The following is a 22012-nucleotide window of genomic DNA, read 5'->3' as shown; positions in this document are numbered from 1 at the left end:
CCTCCGGGATCAGTCGGTCAGGGCAGGGTCCACTTCTGGTTGGCGGCGTTGAGGCAGGTCCAGAGGTGCACGATCGTGCTGTCGGCGGAGTTGTTGCCGGAGACGTCCAGGCACTTGCCCGACGACGGGTTGCGCAGGGTGCCGTCGGACTGCGCCGCCCAGTTCTGCGCGCCGGTGCCGTTGCACGTCCAGAGCTGGATCTTGGTGCCGTCGGCGGTGCCGCTGCCGTTGACGTCCAGGCACTTGCCGAGCGCCTTGATCGTCGAGTTCGGCGTCACCGTCCACGTCTGCGCCGCGCTGCTGTTGCAGGTGTAGATCTGGATCTGGGTGCCGTCGGCGGTGGCACCGTTGCGCACGTCCAGGCACTTGCCGGCGAGACCCTTGATCGGGCCGACCCCGGTGCTGCCGCCGCTCCCCTTGACCAGTGTGAAGTCGTCCACGTCGAAGAGCCCGGTGCCGCTACCGGTGAAGGTGAGATACAGGTTCTGGGTGCCGGACGGGACGTTGGACAGCGCCGTGGTGACGTTGGCGAAGGTCGTCCAACTGCCGGTGTTGGGCACGGCGACCGAGCCCAGCACCGGGCCGGTGGCCGAACCGGTGCGCACCTGGATGGTGCCGCCAGCGCCGCCGGAGACGACCCGGGACGTGAACGAGGTGACCCCGGTCAGGTTGACGCCGTTGTAGGCGGCCCAGTCGCCCGGGTCGATGTAGCCGATGGTCTGCCCGCCGTTGGCGCCCGCCTTGGTGAACGCGGAGACGCCGTTGGCCGCGCTGAACGTCTCGGCCTGGATCGTGGTGTTGCCGGTCGGCGGCGGCGTGGTGCCCAACTCCTTGATCCGGATGTTGCGGAACGAGGCGTCGTCACCGGTGCCGTGGTTCTGGATGCCGATGTGGCCGGCCAGCGATCGGACCGGGTTGGTGTTGGTGAAGTCGTTGATCTTCACGCCGTTCAGGAAGATCTGCAGCCGCTCCCCCTCGACCAGCAGTTCGTAGGTGTTCCACTCCCCCGGCGCGTTCAACGCCGCGTCGCGAGCGGCGATGTCGGCGGACTTGAAGGTGTAGACCGCGCCGGTGGTGCGGTCGGTCGCGTCGGTGGCGTCGATCTGGATCTCGTAACCGTTGTCGACCGCCGACCACGGGTCACTCGACGGTGGGAAACCGATGAAGATGCCGGAGTTGTCGTCACCGGCCAGCTTCCAGTCCAGCTTCAGCGAGTAGTTGGTGAACTGCTTGGCGTTGTACCAGAACAACCCCATGCCGCCGACCGAGGTCAGGGTGGCGTCGGAGTTGGTGAAGCTGCCCGGGCCGGCCTGTGACCAACCGGCCGTCGAGCCGTTGAACAGCGGGGTGTAGCCGGTCTCGGGCCGGCAGTCGGCCTTGCTCCGACCGGAGGCGTACCGGATGCCGCCGAGCAGGTGGTTGCGGAACGCCGGCTCCGCGTACGACGCCTGGGTGTGCCCCGCGCCGGTGTAGAAGGACCGGCCGCCGCTGTAGCTCTTGCACCAGCTCAGCGGGTGGTCGGCACCCATGCCGCCGCCGGAGTACGACGACTCGTCAAGGGTGGCCAGCACGTGCGCGGTCGACCGGGCGTTGGTGCGGTAGTTGTACCACTCGTCGGTGCGGGTCCAGGTCTGCGGCAGATGCCCGGTCGCCGCGTGGCCCCGGTCCTCCACCTTCATGTTGGCCTGCTGGATCGCCGGGTGCGAGGCGAACCACGCGCCCACCAGGTTGCCGTAGAACGGCCAGTCGTACTCGGTGTCGGCTGCGGCGTGCACACCCACGTACCCGCGACCGGAGCCGATGTACGACTCGAAGGCGGTCTGCTGGCTGGCGTTGAGCACGTCGCCGGTGGTGTTGAGGAAGACGACCGCCTCGTACTGGTTCAGGTTGCTGGTGGTGAACGCGGCGGCGTCCTCGGTCGCGGTGACGGTGAAGTTGTTCGCCGCGCCCAGGTCGCGGATGGTCTGGATGCCGACCGGGATCGCGTCGTGCCGGAAACCGGCGGTCTTGGAGAACACCAGCACGTCGTACGGGGCGTCGGCGGCGCTGGCCGGGGTGGCCGGGGTGGTACAGGCGATGACGGCGAGTGCGGCCATTGCCGCACCGAGGACGGGTCGCAGGCGTCTGCGCATATCGCTCTCCTAATTGCGGTTAGGAGGGGCCCCTCGCACCACACTAGGCGTTGTCGAAGGGCCCCTCCCGCCAGCTCAGGGCAGGGTCCACTTTTGGTTGGCGGCACCGCTGACACAGGTCCACAGGTGGACCACGGTGCTGTCGGCGGAGCTGTTACCGGAGACATCGAGGCACTTGCCGGACGACGGGTTGCGGAGCGTGCCGTCGGCCTGGGCGGCCCAGTTCTGCGCGGCCGTGCCGTTGCAGGTCCAGAGCTGGATCTTGGTGCCGTCCGCGGTGCCGGCACCCGAGACGTCCAGGCACTTGCCCAACGACTTGATCGTCGAGTTCGCGGTGACCGCCCAGGTCTGCGCCGCGCTGCCGTTGCAGGTGTAGATCTGGATCTGCGTGCCGTCGGCGGTGGCGGCGCCCCGCACGTCCAGGCACTTGCCGCCCAGGCCCTTGATCGGCCCGGTCCCGCTGGCCGGCGGCGTGCCGGTGACGAAGGTGAACGCGTCCAGGTCGTAGAGCGCCCCGGTGCCCGACCCGGCGAAGGTCAGGTAGAGGGTGGTCGTGCCGGTCGGCGGATTGCTGATCGTCCCGGTGACGGTGGTGAAGGTTTCCCAGCCGCCGGTGACCGGGACCGTGGCCGAGCCGAGCACCGTGCCGGTGGCCGAGCCGGCCCGGACCTGGAGGGTGCCACCGGCACCCGCCGAGGAGACCCGGGCGTTGAACGAGGTCACGTTGCCCAGTCGGTACGGCTGGAAGGCGATCCAGTCGCCGTTGTTGATGTCACCGACGGTCTTGCCACCCTCGGCCGGGGTCTTGCTGAACACGTTGATCCCCGACGAGGTGGCGTAGAACTCGGCCTGACGGTGCCGCGGCGGCAGCGTGTGCTGGGTGTGCGTGGTCAGCCCACCGGCGTCGGTGTACTCGGCGTCGAAGATCGCGAAGATGTTCGCCGCGTCGTCGTGCTCGCCGTCGACCGGGATGGTGATCGATCCCGAGCAACCGGTCTTCGAGGTGATCTGGTGCCCGTGCTGGTCGTGCCCGAGCACGTAGGTCATCTTGACCTTGGTGCAGTCGATGGTGCCGTCCTCCGGGTCGGTCACCGTGATGCTGTACGGCACGGTGTCCCCGAAGCTGAACAGCTGACCGTTACCCGGGTTGTTGATCGTGACCGTGGGCGCGGTGTTGCCGACGCTGATCTGCACGCTGCTGCTGCCGGTGGCGCCCTGCGGGTCCCGCACCGTCAACGTGGCGGTGTAGGTGCCGTTGGCGTTGTACGTCTTCGACGGGTTCGCCGAGGTGGAGGTGGTTCCGTCACCGAACGCCCACGAGTAGGTGAGCGCGCCGCCCTCGGGGTCGGACGAGCCGGCCGAGGAGAACGCCACGGTGAGCGGGGCTGCCCCGGACGTGCGGTTGGCGCTGGCCTTCGCGGTGGGCGCCCGGTTGCCGCCACCGACGTAGTCGAAGCGGTAGAGCGCCGAGTTGGCGTCACCGTTGAAGTAGCCGGTGCCGTAGTCGAGCACGTAGTACGCGCCGTCCGGGCCGAACGCGGAGTCCATCACCTGCTTGCCGACCCAGGGGAAGGTGTCGATGGTGCCCCGGGAGCCGTCGGCGTTGACGTGGATCGGCTTGATCCAGCCGCGGCCGAACTCGGTGGCGAAGAACTGCCCGTCGAACGACTGCGGGAACTTGGTGGTGGAGGTCGACGAGGCGTTGTACCGGTAGACCGGACCGCCCATCGGCGACTCGGAGCCACCGCCGAACTCGGTCGGGGTGCCGGCGTCGCCGGCGTACCGGATCCAGGCCGGCTGGGCCGGCGGCAGGGTGGTCAGGCCGGTGTTGCGGAACGAGTTGTTCGTCGGCCCGCCGGTGCAGTTGTACTTCGCGCCGCTGGTGTTCGTCGCGAAGTCCCACTCGTTGTACGTCTCGGTGCTGGTGTTGGTGCCGGTGCAGTACGGCCAGCCGTAGTTGCCCGGTGCGGCGACCCGATTGAACTCGACCTGGCCGGACGGCCCTCGGGTGGAGCTGGTGGAGCCGGCGTCCGGCCCGTAGTCACCGACGTAGACCACCCCGGTGGCCTTGTCCACGCTGATCCGGAACGGGTTGCGGAACCCCATCGCGTAGATCTCCGGCCGGGTCTTGGCCGTACCGGGGGCGAACAGGTTGCCCGACGGGATGGAGTACGTGCCGTTGGCGTTCACCTTGATCCGCAGGATCTTGCCGCGCAGGTCGTTGGTGTTGCCGGCGCTGCGCTGCGCGTCGTACGCGGGGTTGCGGTTGGTCCGCTCGTCCAGCGGCGAGTAGCCGGCGGACTCGAACGGGTTGGTGTCGTCGCCGGTGGACAGGTAGAGGTTGCCGGCGGCGTCGAAGTCGATGTCCCCACCGACGTGGCAGCACAGGCCCCGGTTGGCCGGCACGTCGAGCACGTCGACCTTGCTGGACTGGTTGAGCGTGAAGTCCGCGTTGAGGGTGAACCGGGAGAGCCGGTTGACGCCGTTCCAGGCCGAGAAGTCGGTGCCGGTGGCCGGCGCGTCACCGCCGGGGGTGGAGAGCGGCGGGGCGTAGTAGAGGTAGATGTACCGGTTGCTGGCGAAGCCCGGGTCGACTCCGACGCCCTGCAACCCCTCCTCGTCGTGGGTGTAGACCGACAGGGTGCCGATCACGCTGGTGGTGCCGTTGGCGTCGGTGCGGCGCAGGGTGCCGTTGCGGGCGGTGTGCAGGACCGAGCGGTCCGGCAGCACCGCCAGGGACATCGGCTCACCCATGTCGGTCACGCCGCGGGCCAACTCGACCTGCTGGAAGTCGCTGGCGACGATGGTGTGCGCCTGCGCGGGGGCCGAGCCGGCGGCGAGTGTGACAGTGCCGGCGGCGACCGCGAGCAGCAGTGCCGATCCGGCGGAGAACCATCGTCGGGACCGTTGTCTGGGAACATCCTTCTTGGACATCTGTGCTGCCCCTTCCTGACGAGTGACTGCCAGGCCGGGCGCGCGCCGTCGCGCCGGATGCCGTAGCGGTGGTGGGGGTCGATGGGTTACCGCGCCGCCGGTTCACCTCGACGAAACATTGTCGTGTTGGTCACGACACTAAGTCCCATGTGTCGATGTGTCTATATCTTCCGGCGGTTCAGCATCAACTTTCGTCGATTTGATCGAAAGTCGCCGGTCAGGCGCGTCGGTCGATCGCCTGCCCGGCCAGCTCGACCAGGGCCACGCGGGCCTCGTCGGCCACCGCCGCGCTCTGTAGGGCGGACAGCGCGGCCGCCGTCCGGACCCGGATCATCTGCTCGATCCGCTCCCGCGCGCCGGTCGCCTCGATGATCTCGCGCAACTCCGCCGCGCCCTCGGCGTCCAACGCCGGGTTGCCGAACAGCTCCCGCAGCCGGACGGTCTGCGACCGGTCGGCGGCGCTGCGGGCCAGCGCCATCATGACCGTCGGCTTGCCCTCACGCAGGTCGTCCAGGACCGACTTCCCGGTGACCGCCGGATCACCGAAGACGCCCAGCACGTCGTCACGGAGCTGGAAAGCGTCACCCAGCGGGTCACCGAACTCGCCCAGCGCGGCGATCAGCTCCGGTCCCGCGCCGGCCAGGGCCGCGCCGATCTGCAACGGTCGGGTGACCGTGTACCGGGCGGCCTTCATCCGGATCACGGTGAGCGCGCTGGCCACCGAGCCGTCCCCGACGCCCGAGACCAGGTCCAGGTACTCCCCCGCGATCACCTCGGTACGCATCAGCGCGAACACGCCGTAACCCCGGTGCACCTGCTCGGTGCTCAGCCCGCACTCGTGGAACATCTGATCCGACCACGCGGCGCAGAGGTCCCCGCAGAGCAGCGCGGTGTTGCGGCCGTACGCCTCGGGGTCACCCCGCCACGACGAGCGGGCGTGCAGGTCGGCGAAGAGCCGGTGCACCGACGGCTCACCGCGGCGGCGGTCGCTGCCGTCCAGGATGTCGTCGTGGATCAGCGCGAACGCGTGGAACAGCTCCAGGGCGGCGGCCGCCACCACGATCGGGGTGCCGTCGGCCGCGCCCGCCCCGCGCCAGCCCCAGTAGCAGAAGAGCGGTCGTATCCGTTTGCCACCGGCCAGCACGAACCGTTGCAGGGCGGTGAACACGCCACGCGGCGCGCCGTCGGGCCAGTCCGGGCCCTGCCGCTCCAGGAACCCGGCCAGTTCCGCGTCGAAGCGTGCCCGCAGTCCGCTCGTGTCGGTGGGCGCGACGGTGACCGTCATGTCCGCTCCCCTGAACCGCTCGCGCCGTCGACGCCTAATCCGGCCAGCTCCAGCAGCAGCGCCTTGACCTCGGTGGCCGCGATCTTGTCGCGGGCCGCCGTCGGGTCGGAGCAGAGCAGCACCGGGGCGTCGGCCGGGTCGTCCGGCAGCCGCCCGTGCGAACCGCGCACCGCCCGCGCGCCGGCGTCCAGGCCGACAGCGCTCATCAGGTAGCGCATGCCGAGCTTCTTGCGAGCCAGCGCGACCCCGGCCCGGGCCTTCGCGGCACCGGGGTTGGCCGGGTCGAAGAACAACTCCGCCGGGTCGTAACCCGGCTTGCGGTGAATCTCCACCAGCCGGGCGAAGTCCGGCGCCCGGGCGTCGTCCAACCAGTAGTAGTACGTGAACCAGGCGTCCGGTTCGGCCACGAGCACCAGCTCACCGGCGCGCGGGTGGTCCAGCCCGTGTGCGGCCTTGCCGTCGGCGTCGAGCACCTCGGCCACCCCGGGCAGGTTGGCGCAGAGCTTCGCCACCGCCGCGACGTCGGCCGGGTCCTTGACGTAGACGTGCGCCACCTGGTGGTCGGCGACAGCGAACGCCTTCGACGTCCACGGATCGAGGTACTCCATGCCGGCCTGGGTGTGCACCCGTAACAGCCCTTCGGCGCGCAGTAACCGGTTGACGTCCACCGGCCGGGACACGTCGGTGATGCCGTACTCCGACAGCACCACCACAGTGGCGTCCCGGGCCCGGGCGGCGTCCAGCAGTGGGCCGAGGACGGCGTCCAGCTCGGCCGCCGCCGCGGCGGCCTCGGCCGACGAGGGGCCGAAGCGTTGCAGGTCGTAGTCCAGGTGCGGCACGTAGACCAGCGTCAGGTCGGGTGACACGTCGGCGAGGATCTGCTCGGCCGCCTGGCAGATCCACCGTGACGACGGCAACCCGGCCGTCGGCCCCCAGTAGGTGAACAGCGGGAACGTGCCCAACCGCCCGGTGAGCGCGTCGTGCAGCTCCGGCGGGTCGGTGTAGCAGTCCGGCTCCTTGCGCCCGTCGGCGTAGTAGACCGGCCGGGGCGTGACAGTCCAGTTCACGTCGGCGCCCATGGCGTACCACCAGCAGACGTTGGCCACCGTGTAGCCGGGTTCGGCCCGGCGGGCGGCCTGCCAGAGCTTGTCCCCGCCGACCAGCGCGTTGTGCTGCCGCCACAGCAACACCTCGCCCAGTTCCCGGAAGTACCACCCGTTGCCGACGATCCCGTGCCCGCTGGGCGGCTCGCCGGTGAGGAAGGTGGACTGCACCGAGCAGGTCACGGCGGGCAGCACGGTGCCCAGCTCGGCCCGGAAGCCGCCGTCGGCGACTCCCCGCAGTCGCGGCATGTGCGCCAGTAGTCGGGGCGTCAACCCCACCACGTCGAGGACCACCAGTCGCCGGCTCATCGCGTCACTCCCATACTCACGGATCGCTGCGCGGTCAGGCCGAGGCCGACCAGTTCGTCGCGGGCGAAGGCCAGTTCCGCGGCGATACCGGCGGCCAGCTCCGCATCGGTGCCGGGCCGTCGGGCGGCCGGCAGCACCCCCCAGGTGTACGTCTCGACGTCGAGGTGGTCGCAGCCGGCGGTCGGACCCTCGAAGAGCGCTCTCAGGGCCGCGCGGAGCACCGGCAGGGTCGAGCCGAGCGGTTCCTCGGGCGGGGCGTGCAGGGGCACGTGGTAGTGCACCCGCCACGGGCCGGGGAGCGCCCGGTCCAGCGCCTCGTCCAGGTCGTCGGCCGCGTACGCCGGGTCGGCCGGGTCGGAAAGACCGGCACAACCGGCACCCCGGGTCTGGTGCAGGAAGCGGGGCTCCACCCAGCGGCGCAGCGCCTCGGCCCCACCCTCCGGGTCGGCGGCCTCGACGGCGGCCGACACCTGCACCTTCACCACCGGAAGGCCGGCGGCCCGCAGCCGTTCCAGCGCCTCGGCGGGCTCCTCCCAGGCGCAGGCCAGATGGGCCAGGTCGACACAGACACCCAACCGGTCGGTGTCCATTCCGGACAGCAACGCGGCGGCCTGAGCGGTGCTCTCCACGACACAACCGGGCTCCGGCTCGAAGGCGATGCGCACCTCACGGCCGGTGTCCCGCTGCACCGTGGCCAGGCCGGCGGCCAGCTGGTCCAGTCGCTGTCGCGCCGCGTCCGCGCGGCCGGTGTCCCACGGTTGCCGCCAGGCCAGCGGCAGGGTGGAGATCGAACCCCGGGCCGCGTCGTCGGGCAGCAGGTCGGCGAGCACCCGGGCCAGATCCAGTGTGTACGTCAGACGCTGCTCGGTGGTCCAGTCCGGGTGGTACACGTCCTGCTTCACCACCGGCGCCTGGAAGGCCGCGTACGGGAAGCCATTGAGGGTGACCACCTCCAGACCGCGCGCGTCCAGTTCGACGCGGAGCCGGCGGCGCAGCGTCGGGTCGGCGGCCAGCTCGGCGGCGACCGGGGCGGCCAGCCACAGGCCGAGCCCGAGCAGGTCACTGCCGAGCGCCTGACGCACCGGCAGGGCGTAGGTGTCCAGTTGGCCGAGGATGCCGGCGAGGTCCTCGGCGGGGTGCACGTTGGTGCAGTAGCCGAGGTGGACGGTCTCGCCGCCGGCGTGTCGCAGCCGCATCAGCTACCGCCGCGCAGGATCGAGTTGCCGGTCTGCGGGTCCACGGCGGCGCTGACGTCCAGGTCGCTGAGGTCGAGCCGCCCCGACTGCCCGTAGAACTCCACCGGGTTGCGCCACAACACCGTGTCGACGTCGTCGTCGCTGAAGCCGGCCGCCAGCATCGCCTCGCCGGTAGCCCGGGTCAGCAGCGGGTCGGAGCGCCCCCAGTCGGCCGCCGAGTTGACGAGCATCCGGTCCGTACCGTACTCGCGCAGCAGCTCCACCATCCGCTGCGGGGTCATCTTGGTGTCCGGGTAGATCGAGAAGCCCAGCCAGCAGCCGCTGTCCCTGACGAGCTTGACGGTCACCTCGTTGAGGTGGTCGACCACCACGCGACCCGCGTCGATGCCGGACTCGGCGACCACGGCGAGGGTCCGCTCGCAGCCGCGCGCCTTGTCCCGGTGCGGGGTGTGCACCAGCGCCGGCAGGTCGTACGCCACAGCGAGGGCGAGCTGCGCGGCGAACGCCTCGTCCTCCTCGGGCGTCATCGAGTCGTACCCGATCTCGCCGACCGCGACCACCGCGTCCTTGTCCAGGTAGCGGGGCAGCAGGTCGAGGACCGGACGGCAGCGCGGGTCGTTGGCCTCCTTGGGGTTCAGCGCGATGGTGGCGAAGTGGCGCACCCCGAACTGCCCGGCCCGGAACGGCTCCCAACCGATCAGCGAGTCGAAGTAGTCGGTGAACGAGGCCGCGCTGGTGCGCGGTTGCCCCAGCCAGAACGCCGGTTCCACCACCGCGCGCACGCCGGCGGCGGCCATCCGTTCGTAGTCGTCGGTGGTGCGTGAGGTCATGTGGATGTGGGGGTCGAAGATGCGCATGTCACGCCTCCCGGGGCAGTGCGGCGGTGAGCCGGTGGAGCAGGTCGGTGGCGTCGGCGGGCAGGTCCCGGCCGGCGGCGTGCCGTTCGGCGGCGAGCGCGGCCAGCATCGCGGCCAGTTCGCCGTCGGCCCGGGTGTCCAGGTCGGCCACCGCGGCCAGGGGGACGCCGCTGAACACGCACTTGAGCACCGCCTGTCGCCAGGCGGCCGGGTCGAGGTGCCGGGCGTACGGGCCGAGCGCGGCGGCAACCAGCCGGGTGTCGTTGGTCCGGATCGCGTCGTGCAGCAACGGCACGCCGGCGGCGCCGATCGGCAGCAGCGACAGGGCCCGCAGCACGGCTCGCCGCTCGGCCGCGTCACCGTGCTGGTAGAGGCGCTCGGCGTACTCCGCGTGCTCGCCGGGCAGGCTGGTCAGCAGCAGCACCCGGGCCGCGTCGTCGGCGGTCCAGCCGGGGGCGTCGGGCAGCGCGGCCCGGCCGCAGCGGCGGCCGACGGCGGGGAAGAGCCGGGTGATCGCGGTGGGCTCGGTGGTGACCCGGCGCAACGCCGTGTCCAGCCAGTCGGGATCGGGTACGCCTCCCAGCGCGGCCCGTAGTGAATCCGGTGTCATCCCGTCTCCTCCCCTTGTTGCTACGCAGGCACCCCAGGAATGTCTGCGGGCAGTTCGTCCTTCGTGCCGCCGGCCAGTGCGGCGGCACGCAGGAACTCGATCGACCGGGCGGCCACGGCGGGTGCGGCGTGCGAGTCGCGGGGCAGCTCGACGGCGACCAGGCCGCGGTAGCCGGCGTCGCGCAGCGCGGCCAGCACCGGCGGAAAGTCGATCTCGCCGACCCCGAACTCCAGGTGCTCGTGCACGCCCCGGCGCATGTCGTCGATCTGCACGTTGACCAGGTGATCGGCCACCTCGGCGACGCACTGCGGCACCGGCCACGGCTCCAGGCACCGGCAGTGGCCGATGTCGAGGGTGATGCCGAAGCGGGCCGGGCTGCCGAGGGCGGCGTACAGCCGACGCCAGTCGGCGATGTCCTGCACCAGCATGCCCGGCTCCGGTTCGAACCCGACTGTGACGCCGGCGGCGTCGGCCGCGTCGACCACCGTGGCACACCCGGCCACCAGCCGGTCCCAGGCGCACTGCTGCGGCACCGCCTCGGGTCGGACGCCGGCCCAGAACGAGACCGCCTCCGCGCCCAGGTCGGCACCGATCCGCACGGCCCGCCGCAGGAACTCGATGCGCCGGGTCGGGTCGTCGTGCAGCAACGTGGGGGCGTGCTTCTGCCACGGGTCGAGCAGGTAGCGGGCCCCGGTCTCGATGACCACGGCCAGGCCCAACGATTCCAGCCGGCGACCGACGGCGGCGACCCGGCGGGTGAGCCCGGGCGCGAACGGGTCCAGGTGGTCGTGGTCCAGGGTGAGCGCCACCCCGTCGTAGCCGAGTTCGGCGATGACGGCGAGCGCGTCGTCGAGCCGGTGGTTGGCGAAACCGTTCGTGCCGTACCCGAGGCGCAGCGTCGTGGCGTCGGCGGCCGGCGCGCCCGGTCGGGGCTCGGGGACGCTCATGTCGGGGAGACCTTCCGGGCCAGCCGTCGACCCAGCGGCGCGGCCGCCGCGACGGCCACCCCGAGCAGCCCTGCTCCACCGCGCGCGGTGAGGGCACCCTGGAGGGCCGGCAGCCCGGTGATCCCGGCGCCGACGGCGGCGCGGACCCGTCCGGCCGACGGGTCCCGGACAACCTGGGCCTGGGCCGCGCCGTACCGGGCGGCGTACCAGCCGGCCAGCACGGCGGGCAGCACCGCGGCGATCCCGGCCGCGCGGCCGCGGCCCGCGCTCACCCCGATCTCGCCGACGGCCTCGGCCCGGTCGGTGGCTCCGGCTCGGTCGGTGACTCCGGCCTGTTCAGCGCTACGAGCGGCGGCGCGTCGGGCCCCTGGCGCGGCGACGGCGGCGCTGGCGGCGACCAGCGCGGTGCCGGCCAGGGTGCGCATCGGCAGGGTGGCGTCGGCGCCGGTGACCTCCCGGCGGGACAGCGCGGTGACCGTCCAGGTGTGCGCGGCGACTGTCGCCGCCGCCGGCAACGCCCGGGTCAGCCGGCCGCCGGACGCGCCGAGCAACACGTCCAGGCCCCGGCAGGCGGCCATCACCGCCGGGCCGGCGGCGGTGTTCTTGGCCAGCAGGTCGTACCCCCAGATGGTGGCGGCCAGCGGCACGGCGAGCGCGGCGGCGCGGCGACCGCCCACGGCGGCGGCCAGGCCCACGCCGGCGGCGGTGAGGCCCGCCGCGAGACCGACCGCGGCGGCCGGGGTGACCCGCCCGCTCGGGATCGGTCGTTCGGGCCGCTCCTCGGCGTCCAGGCGTCGGTCGGCCCAGTCGTTGGCGGCCATGCCGGCCCAGTAGAGCAACACCGAGGCGCCGGCCAGAGCCGGGGTACGCGGGCTCAACGCGCCGGCCGCCGCGGCCCCGGCGATCACGTCACCGGGCACCGAGAGCGCCGCCGGAGCGCGGACCAGCTCGGCAAGATCAGCCAACGTTGTCATGGGCACCGTCCTCGCCGTGCAGTTGCCGGGTGAAGGCGGTCAGCCGGGCCCACTGTTCGCCGAGCGAGTGGGTGGGCGCGCCCAGCGGGTCCTTGAAGAAGAAGCCCAGGTCGACGAGCGGTCCCACCTGCCCGGCGGCGTGCGCGGCGGCGGTGAGTCGGGCCAGGTCGAGCACCAGCGGCGCGGCCAGCGCCGAGTCGCAGCCGTGCCAGGTGAACTCCATCCGCATGCCGGTGCCGAGGAAACCGGTGAAGGTGATCAGATCCCAGGCGGTCTTGAAGTCGCCCAGCTCCTCGACGAACTCGATGCGGGTGCCGCCCTGCGGGACGTAGCCCAACGTCTCACCGAGCACCCGCTGCTTGCTCTGCACCTTCGCCGCGTTCGCGGCCGGGTCGGCGAGGGTCGCGCCGTCGCCGCCGCCGAGCAGGTTGACCCCGGACCAGGAGCCCACGGCCAGGTTGCGCATCGCGAACATCGGCGCGAGCACCGACTTGACCAGGGTTTCCCCGGTCTTGCCGTCGTGCCCGGCGTACGGCAGGCGGGCCTCCTCGGCCAGCGCGGCGAGCGCCGGCAGCCGCAGCCCGGTGGACGGGGTGAAGTCGACGTACGGGCAGCCGGCGAGCAGCGCCGCGTAGCCGTAGAGGGAGCTGACCGGCAGCACCTCGTCCGGGCCGTCGAGGGCGGCGCGCAGCGCGGCCGGGTCGGCGTGCCCGGGGTGCGGTCGAGGGGCCGGCTCGGTGGCGGAGACGTTGACCACCACCACCCGGTCCAGCTCGTGCCGCTCCCGGAAGGTGGTGAGATCACGGACCACGGCGGCGGCCCGGTCGGCCTGGGTGTCGCCCACCGGTGCGGGGCGCAGCTCCTGCTCGACCACGCCCAGCTCGTCGCGGAGCGCCGCGACCAGCCGCCAGGGGATGACACCGGCGTCAGCGAGGGCCTCGGCGCGTTTGCACAGCGGAGTGGTGGCCAGGTCGTGCCCGCCGAAGACGAGGTCGGCGAAGGCCGGCAGGGCCGGGCCGCGCAGCTCGGGCAGCTCGGTGACGCAGCCGGTCGGCCCGGCCAGACCGGCCCGCAGCGCGAGCCCTCCGACGATGCTGGTGGTCGCAACGGACCCGCGCGCTCCTACCAGCCAGACACCTGTTCGCATGGTGCTCCTTCCCCGTTCACGAGGAACCGTCGGTACCGCTAAATATAGGAATATCAGAATATGTTTCGGAAAGATACGCCCCGGTTTTCCGAACAGCCGGGGTGGATGGGCCCCGTCCGCCCGTCCCGCACCGGAACAACACCGGCTTCCGACGTCGGCGTCGGCGGCGACGACGCCGGACCGGTCCCGGCAGGTGCGAGCAGACGGGGCTGGTAGGCAGGGTCGGGTCGGCGTCTCGACCCTGCCTCCCCCGCATCCGGCCGGTCGGGGCGTTGGCATGCCCCGGCCGGGCGCCTCAGGCCGCCGCGCCCACCGGAACACCGACCGGACCACGACCCGCCGGAAAGCGGCGGGCGGGCACGGCAGGGCTCGGGGTAGCGGCGGACGGTCTCATCAGGTCCTGTGGATCCTCACCGGTGGTGGCGGTCCTCCGGTGCGACCGGGGAATCCCGGTCCGGTCACACCGGACGACCGTCCTGCTCGTGCGCCACCGGGCCGTACGGCCCGGGTGCACGCTCCCCGATGCCGACCTCTGTCCCGGCCACGGGGCGCAATCCGTGGCTGGTCCCTCGCCGGTCGGCGTCGGAAAGCCCGTCGGGCGACGGCGGCGCGTTCACCGCCGTCGCGGATGGTCAAAGGTCAGACGGCCGCCGCGGTCAGCGTCGGCGCCACCTCGGCCCAGGAGGAGCCGAGCTCCGCCGAGCGCGTCACCGCGTCCAGCACCAGCTGGACCTGCAACGCGTCGGCGAAGGAGGGAGTCGGGTCGACACCGGTGGCGACCGCCTCGATGAAGTCGCGCATTTCGTGCGTGAACGAGTGCTCGTAGCCGATGATGTGGCCCGGGGGCCACCACGCCGACATGTACGGGTGCTCGCCCTCGGTCACCAGGATGCGGCTGAAGCCCTGCTCCGCGGCCGGTCGGGTGGCGTCGTAGAACTCCAGCTCGTTGAGGCGCTCCAGGTCGAAGACCACGCTCCCCAGCGATCCGTTGATCTCGACGCGCAGGCCGTTCTTGCGGCCGGTCGCGAAGCGGCTGGCCTCGTACGTGGCCAACGCGCCACCGTCGAGCCGGGCCACGAAGACCGCGGCGTCGTCGACGGTTACCGGCCCGGTGGGCGCACTGCCGCCGTCCACGGTGGCCGCCAGACCGCTCGACTCGGCCGGCAACGGCCGCTCCTTGACGAACGTCTCGGTGACCGCGCTGACGCCACTGATCCGCTGACCCGTCACGTACTGGGTCAGGTCGATGATGTGCGCCCCGATGTCACCGAGCGCGCCGGAGCCCGCCCTGTCCTTCTGCAACCGCCAGACCAGCGGGAACTGCGGGTCCACGATCCAGTCCTGCAGGTACGTCGCACGGACGTGTCGAATCACCCCTAGCCGTCCGTCGGCGACCAACTGGCGCATCATCGTGACCGCGGGGACCCGGCGGTAGTTGAACCCGCACATCGACCGCACTCCGGCGGCCCGGGCGGTGTCCGCCGCGGCGGTCATCGCCCGTGCCTCCTCCACCGTGTTGGCCAACGGCTTCTCGCACAGCACGTGCTTGCCGGCGGCCAACGCGGCGAGAGCGATCTCGGCGTGACTGTCGCCCGGGGTGCAGATGTCGACGACGTCGATGTCGTCCCGGTTGATCAGGTCACGCCAGTCGGTGGTGTACGCGTCCCAGCCGAGCCGGTCGGCGGCGTCGGCCACCTTCGCTGTGTCTCGGCCGCAGATCAACGCCATCCGGGCCCGTGCCGGCAGGTCGAACACGCGGTTCACGGTGCGCCACGCCTGCGAGTGCGCGGCGCCCATGAACGCGTAGCCGACCATGCCGACCCGCAGTTCTTTGTCGTTCGTGGACAAGGTGGGTCTCCCCCCGGTATGTCAGAACCCGAGCTTGTCGTAGCTGCTCGCGTTCTCCTTGGTGATCGTCTCCGAGGCCAGGGTCACTTCCTTGGGCACCTGCAGCTCCGTCAGGTCGCCCAGGCCCCGACCCTGCGCGATGAGCCGCGCGAGGGAGACCGCCGAGGAGGCCATCGACGGGTTGTAGGTGACAGTGGCCTTCAGCACGGTGTTGTCGGCCTTGATCGCGTCGATCGCGAGCTTGGAGCCCGCGCCGCCGACCATGAAGAACTCCGACCGGTTGGCCTGCTTGATGGCCGCGAGCACACCGATGCCCTGGTCGTCGTCGTGGTTCCAGACAGCGTCGATCTTCGGCAGCGCCTGGAGCAGCTGGGCCGCCTCGCGCTGGCCGCTGTCCGAGGTGAACTCGGCCGAGCGCCGGTTGCTCACCGTGAACCCGTAGGTGGCCAGGGCTGCCTTGAAGCCGTTGCTGCGCTCGACGGTCAGCGGGATCTCCAGACCGGCGATCTCACCGATGACCGGGTTGGCGACACCCTTGTCCTTGAGCATCTTGCCGATGAAGTGCCCGGCCGAGACGCCCATGCCGTAGTTGTCGCCCTTGATGACCAGCCGCGAGGCCAGCGCGTCGGGGAACGCCCGGTCCAGGTTCACGATCGGGATGCCCGCCTGCATCGCCTGGAGGGCAACGGCGTTGACCTCCTTGCCGTCGTGCGGCAGCACGACGATGATGTCCGGCTTCTGGGCGATCAGCGTGCCGAGCGTGGAGCGCTGGGCCTCGGAGTTCGACCCGCCGTCGACCTCCTTGAACTCCACGTCCGAGTAGGCCGCGGCCTGCGCCTTGGCGTTGGCGTGGATCGCGCCCATCCAGCCGTGGTCGGCGGCCGGCGCGGAGAAGCCGATGACGACCTTCTTGCCCGGGGCGTTGTTGCCTTCGGCGTTTCCGGCGGCCTTGGTCTGGGTGCTGGCGGCCGGAGTCTCGTTGCTGGTGCACGCGGTGAGAAGGGTGGCAGCGCCCACTGCGGCTCCACCGAAGAGCAACCGGCGGCGCGACAGGTCGCGACTGTGCTGGGTCATGAATGACCTCCTGGGAGCGGGATGTGACTTTGTGAGGGTGTGCGGGCCCCGGCCACCGTCGAAGATCTCGACGTCGCCAGGACAACGGTGCGGTGCGTCAGGTTGCGGTGGTGACCCTGTTCCGCGCGAGGAGCCGAGTGACGGACTTGAACTGGAACTGCTGGACCAGGACGGCGGCGACGATGATGCCGCCCTTGACCATGTTCTGGGCCTCGATGGAGAGGCCGTTGATGGCGAAGAGGTTCGTGATCGTGGCGAAGATGATGACGCCGAGCAGCGAGCCGACGATCGTGCCCCGGCCGCCGCTGAGCAACGTCCCGCCGATGATCGCCGCGGCGATCGCGTCCAACTCGTACAGGTTGGCCATCGCCGCCTGCGCCGAGGTGGCCTGCGAGGTGAGCATGATGGCGGCGATGCCGCAGCAGAGACCGGAGAGCGCGTAGAGCAGCATGGTGTGCCGCCGGACGTTGATGCCGGCCAACCGGGCCGCCTCCGGGTTGCCGCCGACGGCGATGGTCCGCCGGCCGAAGGTCGTCCGGTTGAGCACCACCCACCCGGCCAGCACCACCGCGCCGAGGATGTAGACGAGGATCGGGATGCCGATCACCTTGCGCGCCGCGATGTCGTTGATGAAGGTGCTGCTCGACACCTGGGTCTGCTTGTTGGAGATCGACGCGGCGAGGCCGCGCGCGGCCACCAGCATCGCCAGCGTCGCGATGAAGGGCACCAGCCGCCCGTACGAGATGAGCACACCGTTGACCAGGCCGACGCAGATGCCGACCACCAGGGCGGTGAAGATCATGCCGCCGGCGCCGTAGCTCTGGGTGGCCACAGTGGTGCACCAGACCCCGGCCAGCGCGACGATCGCACCGACCGACAGGTCGATACCACCACCGATGATCACGAAGGTCATCCCGACCGTGACCACGCCGACGACGGAGGCCAACTGGAGGATGGCCAGCACGTTGTTCCAGACCCAGTTCGGGTCGCCGTACAGGTCGGGCTTGGTGACCGCGCCGACCACGATGAGCGCGGCCAGCACCCCGATCAGACCGAGGTTGCGCTTCGCGCCGTCGCCGCCGTCACCCCGCCACCAGGAGAGCTTCCCCCCGGAGGATGCTTTGTCGCTGGCCACCGCAGTCTCCGCCGGGTCCACCGGCGGCGACTGTGCCGGAAGCTGCGGGCGCTCCGGTGTCGCGGTGGGAGTGGGAGTCGCGTCGCTCATGCCGGTGCGCCTTCCATCAAGGACCCCGCCATCACGAGGTCAAGCACAGTGTTCTCGTCGAGTTCGCCGGCCGCGGCTTCGCGGACGACCCGCCCTTCCCGCATCACCAGCACCCGGTCGGCCAGACCCAGCACCTCGGGCACCTCGCTGGAGACCAGCAGCACCCCGACGCCCTGAGCGGCCAACGCCCGGATGACCTGGTAGAGCTCAGCCCGGGCGCCCACGTCCACACCCCGGGTCGGCTCGTCGAGAAGCAGCAGTTTGGTGCCGCCGAGCAGCCACCGCCCCACCACCACCTTCTGCTGGTTGCCGCCGGACAGGGTGCGGACCGGCCGGTCGACGTCGCGGGGCCGCAGCTCCAGGGTCTCGGCGATCCGGTCCGCCTCGGCGCGTTCCTTGGCCGCGTTGGTGAAGCCGAGCCGCGCGTACCGGCCGAAGGTGGCCAGCGTGACGTTGCGGTAGATCGGCTCGCCGAGCAGCAACGCCTGGCTCTTACGTTCCTCCGGCGCCATCCCCATGCCGGCGCGAACCGCAGCGCCGACGCCGGGCCGCAGGACCTTGCCGTCCATCCGCACCGTGCCGGCCTCCGGCAGGCGGGCACCGTAGATCGTCTCCAGCAGCTCGGAACGACCGGAGCCGACCAGCCCCGCGATGCCCACGATCTCCCCGGCGCGCACGTTCAGCGAGACGTCGGCGAACTCGCCCTCGCGGGTCAACCCCTCCACCTGGAGCAGGTCGGCACCCGCCGGGTCGTCGGCCGGCCGGTCCGGGAAGACGTACTCGATGGTGCGGCCGGTCATCCGGCTCACCAGGTCGCGGGTCGGGGTGTCGCGCGCCGGCAGGTTCGCCGCCGTGGTCCGGCCGTCCTTGAGTACGGTGACCCGGTCGCCGATCTCGCGGATCTCCTCCAGCCGGTGGGAGATGTAGATGACGGCGATGCCCTGCGCGGTCAGCTCGCGGATGATCCGGAACAGGTTGCCGACCTCGTCGTGGGCCAGCACCGCGCTCGGCTCGTCCATGATGATCAGTCGGGCCTCGTGCGACAGCGCCCGGGCCATGCTGACGATCTGCTTGCCCGCCGCCGGCAGGGACCTGACCATGCGCCCCGGCGGAATCTCACCGTGGCCGAGCCGGCTGAGGATCTGCCGGGTGTGCCGGGCCATCCGGCCGCGCCGGACGAACCCGAAGCGGCGGTACTCGTGCCCGAGGAAGGCGTTCTCCGCCACCGACAGGTCCTCGACCAGGTCAAGCTCCTGGTAGATCGTGGCGATGCCGGCCTTCATGGCCGCCTGCGGGTTGGCGAACGTGGTCGGCTCACCGCGCCACTCCACCAGCCCGGAATCCGGTTGGTGCACCCCGGCGAGCACCTTGATGAGGGTGGACTTGCCGGCGCCGTTCTGCCCGAGCAGGCAGTGCACCTCGCCGGCACGCACCTCCAGCTGCACGCCGTCGAGCGCGCGTACGCCAGGGAAGGTCTTGACCAGATCGGTGAGGCGCAGGACCACCTCGCCCGCGACGGTGTCGGCGGGAGCCTCGACCAGCGGCGCCTCGGCGACGGCCTCGGCCGACGCGGTGGCGGGGTCATCCTCGGGCAGGGCCACAGTCTCCTCCTCGCTCACGACGGAATCTCGAACAGCTCACTGTGCCGGCCTCTGTTCGCGACTGCGGGGCTCGCAAACCCGGCTCACTCCTCGCGCTCACGATGCCGGCCGCTGTTCGCGACTGCGGGGCTCGCAAACCCGGCTCACTCCTCGCGCTCACGATGCCGGCCGCTGTTCGCGACTGCGGGGCTCGCAAACCCGGCTCACTCCTCGCGCTCACGAGGCTTCCCCGAAGGCGACGTCGCTCGCGAGCACCGCCGCGCCGGTGACACCGGCCCGGCCGCCCAGCTCGGACAGGACGACGGGAAGGTTGCCGGTGGCCAGCGGCAGCGACCGGCGGTAGACCACGCTGCGGATCTCGGCGAGCAGGATGTGACCCAGCTGGGCCAGCCCGCCGCCGATCACGATCATCGACGGGTTGGTGAAGCTGACCAGGCCGGCGAGCACGCCGCCGACCCGCCGTCCGCCGTCGCGGATCAACTGGATGCAGGTCAGGTCGCCCTCGACGGCGCCCTCGGCGACGTCCAGGGCGGTCACCACACCACGCAGGGCCAATCGCTCGGCGAGCGCCGGCGACGTGCCACTGCGGGCGGCGGCCGCCGCGTCCTTGGCCAGCGCGGCGCCGCTGAACAGCGCCTCCAGGCAGCCGACGTTGCCGCACGAGCACATCGGACCGTGTGAGTCGACCTGGATGTGGCCGATGTCGCCGGCACAGCCGTCGGTGCCCCGGTAGACCTCGCCGGTGAGGTAGATGCCGCACCCGACGCCGGTGCCGATCTTCACGAAGAGGAAGTCGTCCACCGAGTGGGCGACACCGCCGTGCCGCTCGCCGATCGCCATGATGTTGACGTCGTTGTCGACGACCGCCGGGCAGCCGTGCTCCCGGCTGAGCAGTTCACGCACCGGGAACCGGTCCCAGCCCGGCATGATCGGCGGTGAGACCGGCACGCCGTCACGGAAGCTGACCGGGCCGGGTACGCCGATGCCCACCGCGTCCAGTCGCTCGTACGCGCCGTCGACCCGGGCCTTGTGCAGCAGCTCGTTGACCCGTTGCAGGGTCACCTTCGGGCCGTTGCGGATGTCCGCCGCCTCGGCGTAGTGGGCCACCGGTTCGAGGCGACCGTTGACCACCTCGACGTCCATCGAACTGGCGCCGAGGTCGACGGCGGCGAAGCGCAGCTTCGGGTTCAACTCGACGAGCGTCGAGCGACGCCCACCTCGGGACGCGGCGAGCCCCGCCTCGGCGACGTAACCCAACGCCACCAGGCGGTCCAGCTCGGCCAGCATGCGTGGACGCGGCATCTGGAGGCGGTCGCCCAGCTCGGCGCGGGACACGGCCCCCTCGTCGCGGAGCAACCGCAACAGTCGCACGTGCAGGGGGTCGACGGTACGCACCGGGGAGGCCCCCTCTTCATTGGCAGCGTTCACATCGACGCAATGCCGATGTGTTGTGTCCGACACAGTAAGAGCGTTCAGCGCCGCCTGTCCAGAGCTTCAACCGTTCCGAGACCAACTTTTGTCCGAAAGAACAAAAGCTACTAGTCGATCAAGGAAAGGATCACGGACGGCCTGCGACCCCTCGCCGCCAGTTTCATCGACAGACATGCAATCGCCCCGCCAGCCGATCCTCGGGTGGCGGGGCGATTGGCGCTCTGCTGGCCTGTGCTGGCCCGGCTCCTGGCGCTGGGCCGTCAGCGGCGGCCGGCGGAGTTGCGCTTCTTGCGGAGCTTGCGATCGTCGCGCAGCTCGACGTACGGCTCGTCGTCCACCGGGTGGCCGGCGGAGATCGCGCGACCGCGTTCCAACTCCGCGTCGAACTCCGCCCCCAGCAGGATCGCGATGTTGCTCAGCCACAACCAGACCAGGAAGATGATCACGCCGGCCAGCGTCCCGTACGTCTTGTCGTACGAACCGAAGTTGCTCACGTAGAAGGCGAACAGGCCGGAGATCACCAACCAGATCACCACGGCCAGCACCCCGCCCGGGCTGACCCAGCGGAAGCCGCCGTGCCGCGCGTTGGGCGAGGCCCAGTAGAGGATCGCGAACATCAGGCTGACCAGGACCAGCAGCACCGGCCACTTGGCGACGTCCCACACCGCCACCGCCGTCGAGCCGACCCCGATCACGTCACCGACCGATTCGGCCAGGCGGCCGGTGAAGACCACGATCACCGCGCTGGCCAGCAGCAGCACCCCGATCACCGCCGTCACGCCGAGCCGGATCGGCAGCGTCTTCCAGATCGGTCGCCCCTCCGGCACGTCGTAGATGGTGTTGGAGGCACGCATGAACGCGCCGATGTAACCGGAGGCCGACCAGAACGCGGCCAGCAGACCGACGATCGCGGCGATGCTGGCCAGGCCACCGTTGCGGCCCGCGGTGTCGATCGCGCCCTCGATGATCTTCTGGATGCTGTCGTTCGGCACCGCCTGGTTGACGGTGTCCTTGACGCCCTCCGTCGCGCTCTCGCCGAGCAGGCCGAGCAGGGAGATCAGCACCAGCACGCCGGGGAAGATGGACAGCACCCCGTAGTACGTCAGTGCCGCCGCCCAGTCGGTCAGGCTGTCGTCCTGGAACTCGGTGATCGTTCGGCGGAAGGCCGCCTTCCAGCCACTGCCGGGCAGGTCGGTGGGGCTGTCCGGGCCCGCGTCGGGGCCAACGGGCGTGGTGGCCCGATCGCGATCACGCTCGCGCTGGGCGGAAGACTCGTCCGAGGCCATCGCCCCTCCTCCTGGTCGGTGGTGTCACCTCCGGTCATGCCCCGTCGACGGGC

The 22012-nt window shown here is 71.2% G+C and carries 16 protein-coding genes; all 16 read right to left on the bottom strand.

The features are described from left to right. Positions 1-17: 17 nt before the first annotated feature. On the bottom strand, positions 18-2132 hold the full coding sequence (locus KBX26_RS11365; protein WP_210865391.1) for a ThuA domain-containing protein: 2115 nt from the start codon (positions 2130-2132) through the stop codon (positions 18-20). Between the two features lie 75 nt (positions 2133-2207). Beyond that, complete coding sequence (locus KBX26_RS11360; RefSeq protein WP_210865390.1) at positions 2208-5066, bottom strand: PQQ-dependent sugar dehydrogenase; 2859 nt, start codon at positions 5064-5066, stop codon at positions 2208-2210. Positions 5067-5283: 217 nt separating this feature from the next. Then, the gene (locus KBX26_RS11355; RefSeq protein ID WP_210865389.1) at positions 5284-6351 is read right to left on the bottom strand and encodes a polyprenyl synthetase family protein; all 1068 of its coding nucleotides are present in this window, start codon (positions 6349-6351) and stop codon (positions 5284-5286) included. Next, the gene (locus KBX26_RS11350) at positions 6348-7763 is read right to left on the bottom strand and encodes an alkaline phosphatase family protein (protein WP_030330400.1); all 1416 of its coding nucleotides are present in this window, start codon (positions 7761-7763) and stop codon (positions 6348-6350) included. The genes KBX26_RS11355 and KBX26_RS11350 overlap by 4 nt, the downstream gene beginning before the upstream one ends. Further along, positions 7760-8959: a metabolite traffic protein EboE gene (gene eboE / locus KBX26_RS11345; RefSeq protein WP_210860194.1), complete on the bottom strand. Its 1200-nt coding sequence runs from the start codon at positions 8957-8959 to the stop codon at positions 7760-7762. Before eboE ends, KBX26_RS11350 begins: the two co-directional genes overlap by 4 nt. Continuing rightward, positions 8959-9816, bottom strand: a complete 858-nt coding sequence (locus KBX26_RS11340; protein WP_030330402.1) for a TatD family hydrolase — start codon at positions 9814-9816, stop codon at positions 8959-8961. The genes eboE and KBX26_RS11340 overlap by 1 nt, the downstream gene beginning before the upstream one ends. Before the next feature lies 1 nt (position 9817). After that, positions 9818-10426 (bottom strand): EboA domain-containing protein, encoded by a 609-nt coding sequence (locus KBX26_RS11335; protein WP_210865388.1) that lies wholly within the window; start codon positions 10424-10426, stop codon positions 9818-9820. Positions 10427-10446: 20 nt separating this feature from the next. Further along, a complete protein-coding gene (locus tag KBX26_RS11330; RefSeq protein WP_210860189.1) occupies positions 10447-11373 on the bottom strand; it encodes a sugar phosphate isomerase/epimerase in 927 nt (308 codons plus the stop codon). Beyond that, the gene (locus tag KBX26_RS11325) at positions 11370-12347 is read right to left on the bottom strand and encodes an SCO3242 family prenyltransferase (RefSeq protein ID WP_210865387.1); all 978 of its coding nucleotides are present in this window, start codon (positions 12345-12347) and stop codon (positions 11370-11372) included. The genes KBX26_RS11330 and KBX26_RS11325 overlap by 4 nt, the downstream gene beginning before the upstream one ends. After that, positions 12331-13494: an inositol-3-phosphate synthase gene (locus tag KBX26_RS11320; protein WP_030330406.1), complete on the bottom strand. Its 1164-nt coding sequence runs from the start codon at positions 13492-13494 to the stop codon at positions 12331-12333. Before KBX26_RS11320 ends, KBX26_RS11325 begins: the two co-directional genes overlap by 17 nt. Before the next feature lie 639 nt (positions 13495-14133). Then, the gene (locus KBX26_RS11315) at positions 14134-15309 is read right to left on the bottom strand and encodes a Gfo/Idh/MocA family protein (protein ID WP_374224275.1); all 1176 of its coding nucleotides are present in this window, start codon (positions 15307-15309) and stop codon (positions 14134-14136) included. 54 nt (positions 15310-15363) lie between these two features. Next, a complete protein-coding gene (locus KBX26_RS11310) occupies positions 15364-16416 on the bottom strand; it encodes a substrate-binding domain-containing protein (RefSeq protein ID WP_030330408.1) in 1053 nt (350 codons plus the stop codon). Positions 16417-16513: 97 nt separating this feature from the next. Next, positions 16514-17641, bottom strand: coding sequence for an ABC transporter permease (locus KBX26_RS11305; RefSeq protein ID WP_030330409.1), 1128 nt, complete (start codon positions 17639-17641; stop codon positions 16514-16516). Beyond that, positions 17638-19146, bottom strand: coding sequence for a sugar ABC transporter ATP-binding protein (locus KBX26_RS11300; protein ID WP_030330410.1), 1509 nt, complete (start codon positions 19144-19146; stop codon positions 17638-17640). The genes KBX26_RS11305 and KBX26_RS11300 overlap by 4 nt, the downstream gene beginning before the upstream one ends. A gap of 312 nt (positions 19147-19458) precedes the next feature. Continuing rightward, entirely contained in the window at positions 19459-20637 is a 1179-nt protein-coding gene (locus KBX26_RS11295) for an ROK family protein (RefSeq protein ID WP_030330411.1), read from the bottom strand. 296 nt (positions 20638-20933) lie between these two features. After that, positions 20934-21959, bottom strand: coding sequence for a YihY/virulence factor BrkB family protein (locus KBX26_RS11290; RefSeq protein ID WP_210859094.1), 1026 nt, complete (start codon positions 21957-21959; stop codon positions 20934-20936). Between the last annotated feature and the right edge of the window lie 53 nt (positions 21960-22012).

The organism is Micromonospora sp. C97, assembly GCF_018070385.1.
GTDB lineage: Bacteria > Actinomycetota > Actinomycetes > Mycobacteriales > Micromonosporaceae > Micromonospora > Micromonospora parva.
The sequence above is the reverse complement of the archived record's forward strand: the minus strand, read 5'-3'. Positions and strand labels throughout refer to the sequence as shown.

What these genes read in the sequence shown, in the direction of transcription:
- KBX26_RS11365 (WP_210865391.1), bottom strand. Translation starts at nt 2,132, where the DNA reads ATGCGCAGACGCCTGCGACCCGTCCTCGGTGCGGCAATGGCCGCACTC.
- KBX26_RS11360 (WP_210865390.1), bottom strand. Translation starts at nt 5,066, where the DNA reads ATGTCCAAGAAGGATGTTCCCAGACAACGGTCCCGACGATGGTTCTCC.
- KBX26_RS11355 (WP_210865389.1), bottom strand. Translation starts at nt 6,351, where the DNA reads ATGACGGTCACCGTCGCGCCCACCGACACGAGCGGACTGCGGGCACGC.
- KBX26_RS11350 (WP_030330400.1), bottom strand. Translation starts at nt 7,763, where the DNA reads ATGAGCCGGCGACTGGTGGTCCTCGACGTGGTGGGGTTGACGCCCCGA.
- eboE (WP_210860194.1), bottom strand. Translation starts at nt 8,959, where the DNA reads ATGCGGCTGCGACACGCCGGCGGCGAGACCGTCCACCTCGGCTACTGC.
- KBX26_RS11340 (WP_030330402.1), bottom strand. Translation starts at nt 9,816, where the DNA reads ATGCGCATCTTCGACCCCCACATCCACATGACCTCACGCACCACCGAC.
- KBX26_RS11335 (WP_210865388.1), bottom strand. Translation starts at nt 10,426, where the DNA reads ATGACACCGGATTCACTACGGGCCGCGCTGGGAGGCGTACCCGATCCC.
- KBX26_RS11330 (WP_210860189.1), bottom strand. Translation starts at nt 11,373, where the DNA reads ATGAGCGTCCCCGAGCCCCGACCGGGCGCGCCGGCCGCCGACGCCACG.
- KBX26_RS11325 (WP_210865387.1), bottom strand. Translation starts at nt 12,347, where the DNA reads ATGACAACGTTGGCTGATCTTGCCGAGCTGGTCCGCGCTCCGGCGGCG.
- KBX26_RS11320 (WP_030330406.1), bottom strand. Translation starts at nt 13,494, where the DNA reads ATGCGAACAGGTGTCTGGCTGGTAGGAGCGCGCGGGTCCGTTGCGACC.
- KBX26_RS11315 (WP_374224275.1), bottom strand. Translation starts at nt 15,309, where the DNA reads ATGGTCGGCTACGCGTTCATGGGCGCCGCGCACTCGCAGGCGTGGCGC.
- KBX26_RS11310 (WP_030330408.1), bottom strand. Translation starts at nt 16,416, where the DNA reads ATGACCCAGCACAGTCGCGACCTGTCGCGCCGCCGGTTGCTCTTCGGT.
- KBX26_RS11305 (WP_030330409.1), bottom strand. Translation starts at nt 17,641, where the DNA reads ATGAGCGACGCGACTCCCACTCCCACCGCGACACCGGAGCGCCCGCAG.
- KBX26_RS11290 (WP_210859094.1), bottom strand. Translation starts at nt 21,959, where the DNA reads ATGGCCTCGGACGAGTCTTCCGCCCAGCGCGAGCGTGATCGCGATCGG.